Here is a 14,784-nt window from a genome sequence, read left to right on the forward strand (position 1 = left end):
CTGCAGCGTTATGCAATGAAGTGCAATCAATCATCACACCTCTGACACCCTGAAAATTTTACCTATCTCGAACAATATCCTCTCCCCATCTACTGGCTTTTTTAACACCAAGGAATTGGTATATTTGCCCTCAATAAACTCAGGGGAAGTGTCGCCTGTAATTATAATGCTGGGTATATTTTTCCAAGAATCTGGCAATATTGAAAATGCATCCCCAACATCATGAATGGCCCCGATTTGATAATCTGCAATAAATAAATCGGGACACTTATCCATGTATTCAATTACTTCAGCCAGTCGCTCAATATTGTTCGCCGATATGGTTCTGTAGCCGTTAGACTCCAATAGCACGATGAGACTTCGAAGAACCAAATCATCATCCTCAATTATAAGTATCACAAGATCGCCTGTGTCTGAACTAACTTCATCCATATTTTTAGGCATCGATCTCGATGCAAATTTCACTCCACTTCTTAAAATTATTGAAGCTGCAGTCCCAAAATTTCTATTTGATGTGAATGATATTGAATGATCAGGTAACAATTCAATCATTTTCTTAACAATAGCCAAACCGACACCAAAGCCATTAGCTTGAACATAAGAGGATCCTCTTATGAACGGCGAAAAAATAACTCCATTTCGGATATCATTTTCATCGATGCCAACTCCATTATCCGCAACTTCAATTTTACAAAATTCATCAAGATGAACCTGAAGTGATATTTTCACCCAAGACTGTTCACCGGTTTGAATTTTTTTATATTTAATGGAATTTTCAATTAAATTTCCAAGTATGCGCTTTAAAAATGACTCATCTGTATAACCGGTTATACTATCCGTTTCCGAGCGAATCTGCAGAATGACATTTTGTAGATTCGCCTCTGCAGAATACATTTCTATCACTTCATCAACCAACTGCTTCAAATTGTATGAACCCAGTGCGGGCAGCAGAGCCCCTCTCTCCAACTGTGCAATATTAAGCAAGGCACCCAACTGATTTTTTAATGAGTCCGCTGCGCGCCACACCAACGTCAAGCATTCGGCTCCTCGACTTAAATCCCCGTCACGCAATAATTTATTGATTGGAAGCCGCATTGATAGCATTACCTGAACGGGCTGCCGCAAATCATGAACAGCCCCCGACAAAAAGTCTAAACGGTCAATATCTTGCTTATGTGCATCTTCTTCAATCTTTAACTGCAGTGCGAGAACAGTCGCCAATCTTTCTTCAGACATGATTTTGGCCTCGTTCAATTCTCTATTGATGAATTTAAGCTGCTCGGCAGATTGCTCCTCAATTAAAATTTTTTCCCTTAACCCTTTTTGAGACAAAAAGGTCGATCTAGCTTGCACTTCTAACAAAAAACTCGTGAGTACGCACAAAAATGTAACCATCACGATGAGGCAATACATTGTGACTGCAGCCTCGGTGCCTATCAGTGGGTTTGGACGATGAAATTGAATAGCAATTATTAACGCAATCGAGCATGACAAGAAAATGATCGATGATATTAAGGTGGCCCGCCTGAGCAGCCCCAGCATGCTGAAAGCAAACGTTACCTGGAGCATCATGCCAAAGTACAAGCCAATCCATTGCTCATCAAATTGCAAAAATCTGAATCTAACGAGCTGCGCCACCGCGGATCCACAGACGGTGATCAATATCCATTTTTCAACCAACTTGGGAGAATTAAATACATTCTGCCTTTCCAATGCGAAAGTGCGAAATAGCAAAATCAAAACACCAGCGACCCAGGGAATTATGCAGAAGTATATATTATTGAAAGTCACCGCATCGCGCTGATGTGCGAAATACAGATCCCAAAAGCCAAAAAATATCCAAGCACACCCAGCCAAGAGAGAGGTCGCAGATCGTCGCGTTGCCCATTCCGCCGCATGGAAAGCCTGAAAGTCCGACTCCACTTCGTTCTCAAATGGAAGCGGCAAGCTCTTTGCAATCTCAAAATCACTTAGTCTTTTCATGATGGTATCAACGTGCCCCATGCAATTTACCCCAAAATATTACTCAGACTCATGCAATTCCATGAGTATTTGCGATTTAACGTTTGCGTCCCATCTCCAAGATGGTGAGAAAGATGACGTAAATGAAAATTTTTTCTCATTGGGGACAGGTCTATCTATACCCAACAGTTCATCACCATCGCCTCAACAAGCCACTTTGTTTATACAGCATAGTACCGACATTTTTTGGAAATATTCCATCTCTCAAGTCCCGATCTGAGATATTCCCACCAATCCATAGCCTTACATCGGAGGCGCCAGAAGACAACACCATTTCAGCAAACCTTTCCATGCCTTCGGAAGAGGCGCCTTTCAACAAGTTTTGATCAAGATGAATTAGTACATCGAGAATTCTTGGTATTGTCCAAATTTTCGCATATCTTTTCAGTAAATTTGAAATTAGATGTTGGCAGACATCGAGATGGTTCATCATGAACTCATAACTTGCAAACGGATTTATTACGCGTCTGTGTTTTTGATCTTGATGCAATTTTGCACATTTACCAACATGGATGAATCTGCGGCCATGCTTCTCTGTAATGGTCACAATCGAGACTAGATTAATCTGTTGCCCGGTTTGAGGGTCGCGAAGTGAAATCAATTCATCGGACAATTTCAAATAGAGCAATTTCCTAAATGGCCAATTAAACATCGATATGCCCTTTTAATTTCGCGTCGGTAGCGCCTATTGATTCAAATTGTCAAAGGCAAACCCCTTATGGGAGCAAAAAGGGGGCACTGAGTCTTTGGACCCAGTGCCCCCTCGGGGCGCTCGTCTGAGCCCCCTGCACCAACCGTTAAAACTGTTGATAGCTTGCCTGGTCGGCTTCCTTAACCAAGCCAGCGTAGCTACCGAAGTCACCCACCAAACCCATTAGCGCGGTGGCACTGACGTCGACGCCGACGTGCATGCTGGAGTCAGACAGACCGCTGCTGGCGGGGGCGTCGGCGGCTGTGTTGGTCACAAACAAAGCCGTGTCCATGACCAACAGGTCGCGCAAGTCCAGGGACTGGTCGTCTGCGTTGCCGACGCTCGCGCTGTTGAGGCTCAGTGCAGTCGTGCTTGAGTTGACCGGTGCAGCAAGGCTGTAGGCCTGCACCACTTGGCCCCCAAAGTCCGGCATCGTTGCCACCGCAAAGGTGGGGTCCACTGGTTGCGACTCTTCAAATGCCACCAAATTCAGAGAGGCACGGCGGACTGCGGTGGGGTCCGCAATGGCATCAATCTCGATGGTCAGTGCTGGAGACGCAGCAGAGGCCACACCGGCCTCGGTGACATAGCGCATGCTCACATCATGCACACCTTCAGCAATCGGTGCAGTCGGCTTCAGCGTCTTGGCAATGGCGTCATAGCTAGCGCTCACCACTTGGCCATCCAACAACAGCTCAATCTTGCCACCCGGGGGCACCTCACCCACCACAAACCTTGGCTGGGTATTGGCGGTGATGTTGTCCGTGGGGCTGATCCCGGTATCGTCGAAACTCAGCAGATCAGGCTGATTCACCGGTGCCAAAGGCACGCGGGCGTCGATCCGCACATTCAACGCCTCAGAGGCCGCTGAGACGTTGCCAGCCAAGTCGGTCACCTTGAGGCTCACACTGTGTGCACCGTCGGCGATGGCGTCCACCGGTTGAATCGTACGCTGGGCAGCGTCGTAGGTCGCGGCAACCTCCTTACCATCCACCCACAGGCTGACGCGGTCTGTGGCAGCCACGGTGCCTACAGCGAAGACCGGGCGGTTGTCGCCAGTGAGGTTGTCCACGGCGCTGGTGCCCAGGTCACTGGTGGCCAGCATGTCGGGCTTGATGGCGGTGGGGGCTGTGGTGTCGATGGTGATCAGGTCGCCGGCATAGGCGTAGAGGCCCCCCATCTGGGGCGTTCCGGCAGGAATGGTTACAAACTCCGTCTTGCCGGGCTCACGCCAGCGCAGATCAACGCTGGCTGCACCATGGTGCTCATGGTGCTCCATGATGAGGGTGTATTCCTTGCCGCCCTCCAAGGTGATGCCACCACTGGTCCGCAGTCCAAACTCCTCGAAACGCACATCTTCGATCAACAACTTGCCGTCCACATAAAGCCGCACACCGTTGTCCGCCCAGGATTGGAAGGTGTATTCGCCCGTGGTCGGCGGAACGAGCTTGCCTTTGTAGCTGGTGATGAAGCTGTCTGTCATGTAGGCAGGCCCACCAAATCCCCAGTCCTGGTTCACCGTCGACGTGACCTCCGACGCCTGGGCAACCCAGTTACCGTCATAGTAGGTGGCCACCACGCCCGGACGATCTCCGATGGCTGCCAAACCAGACTCAACGCCCGCTGCGTTGGTGACGGACCAGGCCACCCAATGCTGGCCAGGGGTCAGGGCTGCAACGGGAGTCAAGGTACCTGCCGCCTCGTCGTACACCGCATCGACTTTTTGGTTGTCGATATAAAGGTTCATGGTGTCACCGGCTTTGGGCGGCGCCCCCACGGTGAAGCTGGGACGGGTGTTGTTGGTGATGTTGTCGGTTTGGCTCAGTCCGCTGTCACTGGCGGCCACCATGTCGGCACCGTTGGTGGGTGTCTCTTTGATGGCATCAATATCGATGGTCAACGCTGGTGAGGGCGCCGACTTCACACCGGTTCCAGAGACATTGATGGTGCTGATTTGGTGCAAGCCCTCGGTGAGCGCAACCGTTGGGGTCAAGGTCTTGGCCACCGGGTCGTAAGTGGCGGCCACTTCCACGCCATCTACCAACAACAACATTGAGCCGCCGCGAATCTTTTCACCCACCACAAAACCCGGCTTCGTATTGGCGGTGATGTTGTCCACATTGCTGCTGCCCGAGTCAGCAAGGGTCAGCATGTCTGGCGTGTTCAACGAGGCAGGCGGAACGTCGGTTCTGATGGCGATAGTCAGGGCGGTCGAGGCAGCCGAAACATTGCCTGCCAAGTCGATCACCTTCAGGCTCACACTGTGTGCACCGTCCGCGATGGCGTCTACAGGCCGAATGGTGCGCTGGTCGGCGTCGTAGATGGCGGCAACTTCACTACCGTCGATCCACAACGTCGCACGGTCGGTGGGGGCCACATTACCGACGCTGAAGGCCGGGCGGTTGTCGCTCGTGGTGTCGTCCTTGTTGTTGAGGCCCGTGTCACTGCTGTCCAGCAAATCGGGAACGTTGGCGGTGGGAGCTGTAGTGTCGATGGTCACGCTCAACACGGCAGACTTGGCCGATTCAGCGCCGGCGGCGTTAGTGAAGGTGTAGGTGACCTGGTGATTGCCAGGGGCAATGGCGTTCACTGCTGTGATGATGCCGCTCGAAGCGTCATAGGTGGAGGCCACCTTGACACCGTTGACATAGAGATTGGGGACGTCCCCCGCCTTTTCCATGGCTCCAATCACAAAGCTGAGCTTTGTGGCATTGGTGTAGTTGTCGCTGTTGCTGAAGCCGCTGTCGTTGCTGGCAACCAAATCAGGCGCTGACAAATCCATCACCTTTGCAGCCACGTTGACGGCCACCGTGGCGGTGGATGTACCGCCCTTGCCGTCAGCCACGGTGTAGGTGAAGGTGTCGGTGCCGCTGTAGCCCGCGTTGGCCTTGTAGCTCACGGTACCGTCGGCGTTCAACACGGCGCTGCCATGCGCAGGTTGGTTGACGCCCGTCACCGTCAGCTTGTCGCCGTTGGCGTCAGTGTCATTGGCCAGCACATTGATTGTCACACTACCCGCGTGGGCCACGTTAGCAGTGTCATCGCCGGCCACAGGCGCCACATTGGGGGCGGCTGCTACCTGCACGGCCACCGTGGCGGTGGATGTACCGCCCTTGCCGTCAGCCACGGTGTAGGTGAAGGTGTCGGTGCCGCTGTAGCCCGCGTTGGCCTTGTAGGTCACGGTACCGTCGGCGTTCAGCACGGCGCTGCCATGCGCAGGCTGGTTGACGCCCGTCACCGTCAGCTTGTCGCCATTGGCGTCGGTGTCGTTGGCCAGCACATTGATGGTCACGCTACCCGCGTGGGCCACGTTAGCAGCGTCGTTCCCGGCCACAGGCGCAGAGTTGGGCGCGCCGGCGACAGTGAGATACACCGTTGCGGTGGACTCACCGCCCTTGCCGTCGGAGACCGTATAGGTGAAAGTGGCCGGGCCGCTGTAATCGGGCGGAGCGGTGTAGGTGATGGTGCCATCAGCGTTTTGCACCAAAGTGCCCACGGTGGGCTTGCCGAAGCCGACGATGGTCAGTTTGTCGCCATTCGCATCGCCATCATTGGCCAAGAGCACACTCGGGTCGGCAGTGACTGCATTGCCCGCCTGCACGGTGGCGTACTCGTCTTGCAAGGTGGGCGGCACATTGGCTGTGCTGACCACGTTCAAATAGATGGTGCCGGTAGTTTGGTTGCCGGCGGCATCCTGAACCACATAGGTCACGGTGTCTTGGCCCACAAAGCCAGGCGCAGACACATAGGAGATCGTGCCGTCAGCGCTCTGGGTAAAGGTGCCGTGGCTGGCTTGGCCAAACTTGACGATGCTCAACGCACCGCCTTCAGGGTCCAAGTCGTTGGTGAGCAGGATGCTGGCTGGCGCACTGACCAATTGGCCCGCATTCACTGTGACATATTCATTCACAACCACGGGAGCAAGATTCAAAACATCGGTAGCCATATGTCGCTTTCAAAAGGTTCGTTGGAGGGACAAAAGAGGCCTGCTGTAACTGCCTGTGCAGGCATCGGCCGCTTGGTCTGTATTGTTTTTGGCGCGTCCAGCGCAGAGCTTGGTTGCCGACGAAACGGCGTTTGGCGGCATCGAAAGCGCGATCCGGCGGAACGAAACAAATCCAAGCGTTGCGACGCCCGCATACGCCCCAGCTTTTGCGTGATATATGCCGCACTTGAATGCGACTGGGGGCTAGCGGGACGGATATCGATTCACTAGCGAGATGTGAACAACTACGCAAACCGCGTCATGTTGTGCATCAGAGGCATCCCGCCTGCGCCGCAAACACGACGCCACTGAAGCCTTTTGCTGTCAGTGGCCATTGCAATCAAACGAAGCAAGGCACCCTCACCCCTGCGGAGTGGGTCTATTTGGGCGCAGAAGCTGCAGCTTTGACGACTGGGGCGGATGCCTTTGCAACAGCCGCCTTCCCGATGGGGGGCTTGCCCGCTGGTGCAGCCTGTTTGACAGCAGGCGGCTTGGCTGCTTCAGCCGCCTTCATGGCCTTGACCTTGGCGGCCGCCTGTTCGCGCGTCAAGCCACCGATCTTGTGGCAGGTGCCACGGGCCACGAAAGTCCAGTCTTCAGGGCTGTAGTCTGTTTTGGACAGACCTGAGCAGGTGTGCGTGGCTGAGATATTGCCGCAAGCGTTTTGCCCTGCCTTAGACACGCCCCAACAGGGCTCCAAGCCTTGGGCCTGCGCGGAGCCCCCTGCAGCACTGAGCAAACCCAGCGCCGCCGCCGCAGCCACCGCAGCCTGAACACGAGAGCGTGCGTCGTTGTTCATACAAGCCTCTCTAATCCTCAGCGCATGGTCGCCATGGTTTGCTTGACCAAGTCATAGACGGGCAGCAAGAGCGCGACGATCATGAAGATAAAAAAGCCCCCGGCCACCACCACGATCAGCGGTTTGATGATCTCGCTGAGGCGACTGGTCAAGGCATCCAGCTTCTCGGCATAGTGATTGGCCAGGTAGGCAAACTGGTTGTCCAAAGTGCCCGAGCGCTCGCCAGCCGAGACAATGGTCACGGCGACATTCGGGAACATCTTGCAAGCGCGGAACGCATCGCTCAGGGTGTAGCCTTGGACGATTTGTGCAGTCACAGTCTTGAACCGCGACAAGTGCCACTCATTGGTCACCGATTCCTGGGTGATGTTCAAGGCAGTGACCAAGTCAATGCCCCGGCCATACAGCACCTTGAGGTTTTGAAAAATCACGCTGAGCGTGCTCATCAGCAGCAAGTCCTTGACCACAGGCACGCGGCCCAGGGCTTTCAGCCACCCCAGGCGATAGCCGGCGCGGCTGCGCCAGGTGAGCACATGAGCCACCAGCAGCGCCGCCGTGACGCTAAACACCAGGCCGTAGTACTGCGAAATCCACTCAGCCGCCGCCATGGTGGCCACTGTCAAGGGGGGCAGCTTCACATTCATCTGCTTGAACAGCGCCGCCATATTGGGCACCACATAGATGATCCAAAAAGCCGCCGCTCCAAACATGGCGCCAAAGGTGAAGATCGGATAGATCAAGGCCTGCTTGAAGTTGGACTTCAGCTTCAGCGACTTCTCCAAGTGATCCGCCGCCTCCATCAGCGACTCGTCGATCAAGCCCGTTTGGTCGCCCACCACCGCGAGGCAGCGCACCATTTCCGGAAATGAGTCGGGCTGCTTGGCCATGGCCGCGCTGATCTGCAGGCCGCCTTGAAGGTCGGCGCTCATGCGCCGCAGCACATGGCCCGCGCGTTCGTTCTTGGCCTCGGCGGCGTCGCTCACGAGGTTGGCCATGCACTCGTCCACCGGCACACCCGCCTTCAGCAACAACGCCAACTGACGCATGATGGGGGCGAGGTCTTTCTCGGACAGCGTGGCGCCCACCAAAGGGGTTTGCCGCAAGAACCCCGACAACCACTTTGGGACCACCCGCAAGCTCAACACAATGGCAGGCTTGAAGCGGGCCAGCAACTCTTGCGTGGCCTCGTCTACATTGAGCGCCAGGACCAGCCCACGCTTCAAGTGACGGCGTGCCACCAGCACTTCATACCAGTACAGCGTCGTGATCACCACCGGGCTCCCAGCACGCGCTCCACCTCATCCGCATCGACCTCTCCAGCCAAGACCTGATCTCGCGCACAGTCATGCATGGTGGCAAAACCCCCACGCACCATCTCGTCGCGGATGGCGTCGGCAGAGGCCTCGGCTTGTACCAAGTTGCGGATCTGCGGTGAGACCCGCAAGATTTCATACACGGGCAGCCGCCCTAAATAGCCCGTGCCACGGCACTGCTCGCAGCCCACGCGCCGCCCGCCCTGCCCTTGCTCCAGGCCCAGGCGTCGGCAATCGTCTGGTGGCAAAAGCTCAAAGCGACGGCAGTGCGGGCACAACCTGCGCACCAGGCGCTGGCTGATCACGCAGCGCAGGTTTTCGGCCAGAGACACTGGGTGCAAACCCATCGAGACCAACCGGTTGGGCACACCAGAGGTCGAGGTGACGTGCAGGGTCGAAAGGACCAAGTGACCCGTGGCGGCGGCATCCACCGCTGCCTTGGCAGTTTCCGGGTCGCGCATTTCGCCCAGCAAGATGACATCGGGGTCATGCCGCAAAAAGTGGCGTAGCGCCCTCTGGAAGTCATAGCCTGCCTTTTTGTTCACTTCGGTCTGCCCCGCCAGGGGTAGCAGGTACTCCACAGGGTCTTCCACCGTTAGCACATTGCGACCGATCAGGTCGGTCATTTTGATCATGGCGTGCAGCGTGCTGCTCTTGCCCGACCCCGTCGGCCCTGTCACCACAATTAACCCGTTAGGTTGATTGGCTACTTCGTTGAGCAAGTCAGCCGCCTGTTGGGTGTAGCCCAGGGCCACCACATCTGGCACTTCGCTGGACTCGCACAGCAGCCGCATGGCGATGCGCTCACCCAAGCCCGTGACGATGGTGGACACACGGATGGTGTAAGGCACGCCGTTGATCTCGACGCTGAAGCTGCCGTCCTGGGGCATGCGCTGTTCGGAGATGTCCATCTCGGAAAGCACCTTCAGGAAGCTGATGTAGCGCGAGAACCATGGCGCCAGCGCCATCACCGGGCGCATCACACCGTCCACCCGGAAGTAAATTTGCAAGGCGCCCTCAAATGGCGCAATGTGAATGTCCGTCGCGCGCTCAGCCACCGCAAAGCGCAATAACAACGTAGAGAACTGATCGAAGGTGCCTGTCTTGCCTTGCAGCTTGGTCAGGCGCTGAACTTCAGCAGCGAAGGCGGCTTCGGCATTGCTGAAACTGCGACGCAGGCTATTGCGCATCACCGCTGGCGCGCACAGGTGAATGCGTGTGCGGTAGGACAAGCGCTTGAACACCGCCTGCTCAATCGCCTCGAAGTCCAGGCTGCCTGCCACCACCTCGATGAAGCCCGCGCCCTTGCTCAGCGGCGTGAAGTTGAGTTGCAGTTGCAACTCGGCAGGCAGCAGCTCTTGCAGCTCCCGCTGAAACTGAAGCTCAGCAGGCTCCACATAGCGCAGTGCCAAGAACTCTGCAATCTTGCGGTACAGCCGCTCCTCGGTCACAAACCCGCCCTTAAGGAACAGCGGCTCCAGGTCAATGCCTGCGCGAAACTGCTGCCCCAGCAACTGGGCTTCCATGTCGTTGATCAGGCCATCATTCCGGCACAACTCAATGAAACGATGGTCAATCCGGCTCACGATATCGTCCTTACTTTCTGAACACCTGACGGCCCTTGAGCGTCAGCACCGGCAAGGCACTGGAGCCCGCAGGCACCTTGGAAAACAAGCCATCACTCACGCTGCCGGATTCCACGCTGAAAGACTCCACCAAGAAAAAGCTGTCTGTTCCGGTGAGGTTGTCGCGCAGGGTTTGGTTGATCCGCTCGCGCGGCATCGGCCGGTTGGCAATGTCCAACTGTCGGTCTGAATAGTCGCCATAGAACAAGCCCGCTTGGCGCGAGCCCTCCACCAACGCCTGCTCTGCCTCGGTGGCCTCACGCGCCAAGGCCAGTTGGGCGACTTCGGCTTCCACCTCACGCAGCGAGAGTGCCAATTGGGCGTGGCGTTGGCGGCTCTGCGTCTCGGCCCAGGCCGCACCGCCCACCAAGGCCGCGCAGGCCAAGGTTAGACCAAGGTGAAGGTACAAGAGAGGTTTGAGTTGCATATGCGTGCGTCGGCTGGTGGAGCCGCCCTCACTCCAAAAAAATGATCACGTCTGTGAAACGCCTTGAGCTGTATTGCCCATTGCATTGAACAGCGGCATCACCCCAACAGTCCGCACCCGCGCTGGGGGTGCCGGTATCCGCCGCATAGCGCAGGTCGCGCACGCTGCCAAAGCGGGTGGAGTGGCTGCCGTCCATCAGCAAGTCGATCTGCTGGGCCATGCTGTAGTGCAGGCCTTTGATCAGCATGGCCGGCTTCGCCACGGCATTGAAGGTTCCCACAGAAGTGCCGGGCACCGACTTCTCGTGGGTCAGTAGGCACATCTCCGATGTGTGACCAATGCCTTCGTCATCGGTGTAGAGCAAGATATCGGGGCGGCCAGCTCGTGCCTCCCTTTCGGGCAGCGACACGCCCTTGGCGAGAAAGGCATTGCTCAACTCGAAATTGCCAGGGGCATTGCACAGCGTGACGGTAGCCCCGTTCTTATTGAGATGTTGCTTGATATAGGTGGTAGGGTTGGTGACTGAATCTGCAGGCATGGCATTGGTGCGCTGCCGATACTCTTGAAAGCTGGCCTTCCAGTCCTGCACAAAGGTCCAGTAAGAGGCAGTGGCCTTGGCGCCAAAGAGCACGCTGCGGCCACTGTTGACCATGGACAGAATGAGTGTGATCACCACCAAGACCACAGACAACTCCAGCAAACTGAAGCCGCGGTGAGAATGTCGATGCAATGTGCGCATGGCTCAGTTCCTCAATTCACCACATTGGCTCGAAGCACTACCAGCAGCTCCCGAGACCGCTTGTTGCGCAACTCCTTGCGAAACAAGGCCCCAACACCTTCAGCCTGTGACAATCCCGGCGGGCCGCTGTTCTTGTTGTCTTCTGTGCTGTCCATCAAGCCGCCCATGACAATGATGGAGCCAGGCTGCATGGCCACCCAGTTACTGGCCGACTTCGTTCGGACCCGAGGTAACTGAACAGAGGCGCCAGAGGCCACGGTTTGCAGCCCCAGCGTTGCTTCATCGACCGTGGTTTGAGTTGGCGACACGTACAACTCAATCAAGCCTGTGTCCGCCACTCTGCCCCCGACCGTGAACGTCATGCCCGAGAACAGGGTCGAGGTCACCACTTCAGAGGTTGCACCACCTTGACCCAAGTTGGCCTTGACCGACTGAACATAGCGGATGGTGTCGCCGACCGTCAGGCTACTGACGGTTCCACTGCGGAGCCGCAATGTCGGGTTGGCCATGATCTTGACGTTGCCGAACTTGCGAATGGCGTTGACAGTGGCGGAAATACTGTTGTTGCCGAAGACCAGCCCAGAGCCGCCGGAGGTATTGCCCGCACTGGTCCCGGTGAACTGAAACACCGTTGGCGCTAGGCTGCCACCACCGATGGTGCTCAAGGGGGGCACGGTGACGGACGTCGCACCAATCACGGAGGCCACATTCTTGGACAGAGCGTTCCAGTCGATGCCAAACGCATGCTCGTCACCCAGCTCAACATCAATGATCTGAGCATCAATGTCCATCTGCATCGCACCACTCTTGGTGAGACGCTGAATCAAGTCAGAAATAGACTGCACACGCGATGGTTTGGCTCGCACAAACACCACACCCTTGACTCGATCTACACCGTGGAAGGGCTTTGCACGACCTTGCGCCTTGCCGGCCTCAGCGTCTTCGGTCAGCATGATCTCCACGAGCTTCATCAATTGCTCAAAGGGATCGGCCTTCAGACCAAAGTCGTCCGTAACCGACTTGACATGTCGAAGCGGAGAGTCTTTGTCAGCCCCCATCAAATCCCCACCGACCACCGATGCCAAACTGCTGCGCGAGGCATTCGGATCAATGTAGAACGACTGCGCCACTTCAGTGCTCACGATCACCGAGCGTCCCTGCCCTATCGAGGCCGCTGAGTCAAAGGTGCGCATGATGTCGGCCAGAGCATCCTTGGCCTCCACATTCGTCATATTGATGTTGACCTTTTGGTTCAAGGCCAAGGCGGTATCGCTGAGGATCAAGTTGATGCCCAACTCTTTGCCGAGCAACCACACGGTTTGGCGCAGAGTGGCGTCTTTGAGGCTGATGCTGACCGGGCGGCTGGGCAGCAGCTCGGCCACCTCGTCAGGCATCCATACTGTGCCGCGGCTCACCGGCTTGCCTTGTGTGGCCTCCATGCTGCTGCCCAAGTCCATGCGCAGCTTGTCCAGCCCCTTGGAATCTTCCATCACGGTAGGAGCGGCCAACATGCGCGGGGCGGACATGGCCTTCAAGCGCTGGGCATACGCCACAGAGTCCGTGGCCACATCCACCGTCGAGCAGCCGCCCAGTGTGGCCAAGCATCCCAGTAACAGCAGCAATCGCCAAGAGGAGGCTGTTCGAAGCGCCTGCGGCGAATGCAGGGTCGTGGAGTGAGGAGAGAAAAACATCTTCATTTCCTTGGGCATAGCGTCCACCAACATCAAGCCTCGCCCCCTGATATCCTCAAGAGATAGGTTTGCAATCCCTCAAGAGTCATGAAACGCAAGGTGTTGCGCACCCCATTCACCGGCTGCGCACAGACGGGCTCGGCACCCGCAGGTTTGGGCACCGTGCGAATTGAATACGCCAAATTTTTGCTTCTGAAAGTGCAGTCACCCATGGCGGTGGAGGCGGTATCCCCTGCCAAATAGGGTTGAGCAGCGCTGGCATTGGCATCTTGGTTTTGTTCACGCAGCACGGCGATCAAGGGTTCGTAGCGCCCACCGGCGTTGCTGCCGTTCCCCCAGCCGTTGCCAGTGCCCGTACCGCCGCTCGAGGTCGGCGGCATCGCAATTTCAGAGTGCACGCTGTAGGCCACGCTCAGGCTCATGCCCCGAAATTCCCCCACCTCGAAACCCAGCGTCGCCCAGGGCAGAGTTCCGCGCTGCACCGATGCGCAGTTTTCGTAGCCATCGTCATCGGTGTCAGCACAAGGCAAACGGTTATTGGCCGTCACATAGGCTTGCAACGCGGTTTCAGCCCGCAACAAGAGTTGGTCAGACAACGCAAACTCGTCCGGCCTCGCGGTGCGGGTGGCCAGCAGCGCCAAAGCGCCCATGACCATCAACACCACCGCCATTTCCAGCAAGGTGAATCCACGACCCTTACTCGGGGCTTTGTCAGGGTGGCTTACAGACATGGCAGGCATACTCCGGAGCGAGGTGTAACTTCAGCGCATTACTGCGCGGGCTTCGTGCCAGTCGGCACTTGAGGCATAGGCGGCAAGGCTGGTGCGTTGTTCAAGACCTGCTCATGCAGCTTCCGCATCTTTTCAGTGACGGCTTTGTACTCAGCCTCCGTCAATGTCTTGTCTCCACGCTCTACGCGCTCAGCCATGGCCTGCATGGACTGCAACTCTGCCGAGACTCCCAGCAACAGCTCGTTGTTCTTGCGGATCGCACTCAGATCAACACCGTTGAGCATGGGGCCGCCATTGGCCACCTCCAGCTCTTTCATCGCGGCCACAACGGCCTTGGGATCAGCATTCTTTTGCGTACTCACCTCTCGCAGTCGCTGCGCAGCCATGCGCACCCGCTCCAGGCGCTCGCGCTCCTTGGCCAGTTCGGCGGGCGTGGCATTGGCTTTGGGCATGGCGGCCTCCACCATCTGCACGGCAGAGGCGGGAAGCCCCATGGCAGAAACGACCTCGGTGGGGCTCTTGGCTTTGAGCCAAGCGGGCGCGGCCGCCTGAGAGGGTTCGGCGCCAGCCTTTTCGGCCTCACTCGAGGGACTGGGCGTGGTTTGGGCCACGCCTGTGCGCGCCGAAGGGTTGCTCTGCCCAAAGCTCGTCGCGTTGGCCTCCGATTTCGAACCCAGCACCCACCAGGCCCCCGCACCAGCCACTGCCAGCACGGCCACTGCCACCATGGGTTTAGAGATTGTTGTCATGATCTGATTCCT

At 56.7% G+C, this 14,784-nt stretch carries 11 protein-coding genes; all 11 read right to left on the bottom strand.

Annotation, left to right across the window (positions count from 1 at the left end):
• Positions 1-33: 33 nt before the first annotated feature.
• Positions 34-1,983: an ATP-binding response regulator gene (locus KAK11_RS20945; protein ID WP_210811528.1), complete on the bottom strand. Its 1,950-nt coding sequence runs from the start codon at positions 1,981-1,983 to the stop codon at positions 34-36.
• A gap of 172 nt (positions 1,984-2,155) precedes the next feature.
• Positions 2,156-2,641, bottom strand: coding sequence for a hypothetical protein (locus tag KAK11_RS20950; protein ID WP_210811529.1), 486 nt, complete (start codon positions 2,639-2,641; stop codon positions 2,156-2,158).
• Positions 2,642-2,819: 178 nt separating this feature from the next.
• Positions 2,820-6,659: an Ig-like domain-containing protein gene (locus KAK11_RS20955; protein ID WP_210811531.1), complete on the bottom strand. Its 3,840-nt coding sequence runs from the start codon at positions 6,657-6,659 to the stop codon at positions 2,820-2,822.
• A gap of 418 nt (positions 6,660-7,077) precedes the next feature.
• On the bottom strand, positions 7,078-7,497 hold the full coding sequence (locus KAK11_RS20960; RefSeq protein WP_210811532.1) for a BufA1 family periplasmic bufferin-type metallophore: 420 nt from the start codon (positions 7,495-7,497) through the stop codon (positions 7,078-7,080).
• Between the two features lie 17 nt (positions 7,498-7,514).
• Entirely contained in the window at positions 7,515-8,768 is a 1,254-nt protein-coding gene (locus KAK11_RS20965; RefSeq protein WP_210811534.1) for a type II secretion system F family protein, read from the bottom strand.
• The gene (locus KAK11_RS20970) at positions 8,765-10,396 is read right to left on the bottom strand and encodes a GspE/PulE family protein (RefSeq protein WP_210811535.1); all 1,632 of its coding nucleotides are present in this window, start codon (positions 10,394-10,396) and stop codon (positions 8,765-8,767) included. The genes KAK11_RS20965 and KAK11_RS20970 overlap by 4 nt, the downstream gene beginning before the upstream one ends.
• A 10-nt stretch (positions 10,397-10,406) precedes the next feature.
• Entirely contained in the window at positions 10,407-10,862 is a 456-nt protein-coding gene (locus KAK11_RS20975; protein ID WP_210811536.1) for a hypothetical protein, read from the bottom strand.
• A gap of 28 nt (positions 10,863-10,890) precedes the next feature.
• A complete protein-coding gene (locus KAK11_RS20980) occupies positions 10,891-11,601 on the bottom strand; it encodes a prepilin-type N-terminal cleavage/methylation domain-containing protein (RefSeq protein ID WP_210811538.1) in 711 nt (236 codons plus the stop codon).
• A gap of 11 nt (positions 11,602-11,612) precedes the next feature.
• The gene (locus KAK11_RS20985; RefSeq protein WP_210811539.1) at positions 11,613-13,292 is read right to left on the bottom strand and encodes a type II secretion system protein GspD; all 1,680 of its coding nucleotides are present in this window, start codon (positions 13,290-13,292) and stop codon (positions 11,613-11,615) included.
• Between the two features lie 32 nt (positions 13,293-13,324).
• Positions 13,325-14,023, bottom strand: a complete 699-nt coding sequence (locus KAK11_RS20990; protein ID WP_210811540.1) for a type II secretion system protein — start codon at positions 14,021-14,023, stop codon at positions 13,325-13,327.
• Positions 14,024-14,061: 38 nt separating this feature from the next.
• Positions 14,062-14,772 carry a hypothetical protein gene (locus tag KAK11_RS20995; protein WP_210811541.1) on the bottom strand — a complete coding sequence of 237 codons (711 nt, stop codon included), beginning with the start codon at positions 14,770-14,772 and terminating at the stop codon, positions 14,062-14,064.
• Positions 14,773-14,784 lie beyond the last annotated feature (12 nt).

Origin of the sequence: Ideonella paludis, from assembly GCF_018069865.1 — a bacterium.
Classification (GTDB): Bacteria; Pseudomonadota; Gammaproteobacteria; order Burkholderiales; family Burkholderiaceae_C; genus Ideonella; species Ideonella paludis.

Bases quoted from the DNA above. Each gene is read 5' to 3' on its own strand.
- KAK11_RS20945 (WP_210811528.1), bottom strand. From the start codon at position 1,983: ATGAAAAGACTAAGTGATTTTGAGATTGCAAAGAGCTTGCCGCTTCCA.
- KAK11_RS20955 (WP_210811531.1), bottom strand. From the start codon at position 6,659: ATGGCTACCGATGTTTTGAATCTTGCTCCCGTGGTTGTGAATGAATAT.
- KAK11_RS20960 (WP_210811532.1), bottom strand. From the start codon at position 7,497: ATGAACAACGACGCACGCTCTCGTGTTCAGGCTGCGGTGGCTGCGGCG.
- KAK11_RS20975 (WP_210811536.1), bottom strand. From the start codon at position 10,862: ATGCAACTCAAACCTCTCTTGTACCTTCACCTTGGTCTAACCTTGGCC.
- KAK11_RS20980 (WP_210811538.1), bottom strand. From the start codon at position 11,601: ATGCGCACATTGCATCGACATTCTCACCGCGGCTTCAGTTTGCTGGAG.
- KAK11_RS20985 (WP_210811539.1), bottom strand. From the start codon at position 13,292: ATGTTTTTCTCTCCTCACTCCACGACCCTGCATTCGCCGCAGGCGCTT.
- KAK11_RS20990 (WP_210811540.1), bottom strand. From the start codon at position 14,023: ATGTCTGTAAGCCACCCTGACAAAGCCCCGAGTAAGGGTCGTGGATTC.
- KAK11_RS20995 (WP_210811541.1), bottom strand. From the start codon at position 14,772: ATGACAACAATCTCTAAACCCATGGTGGCAGTGGCCGTGCTGGCAGTG.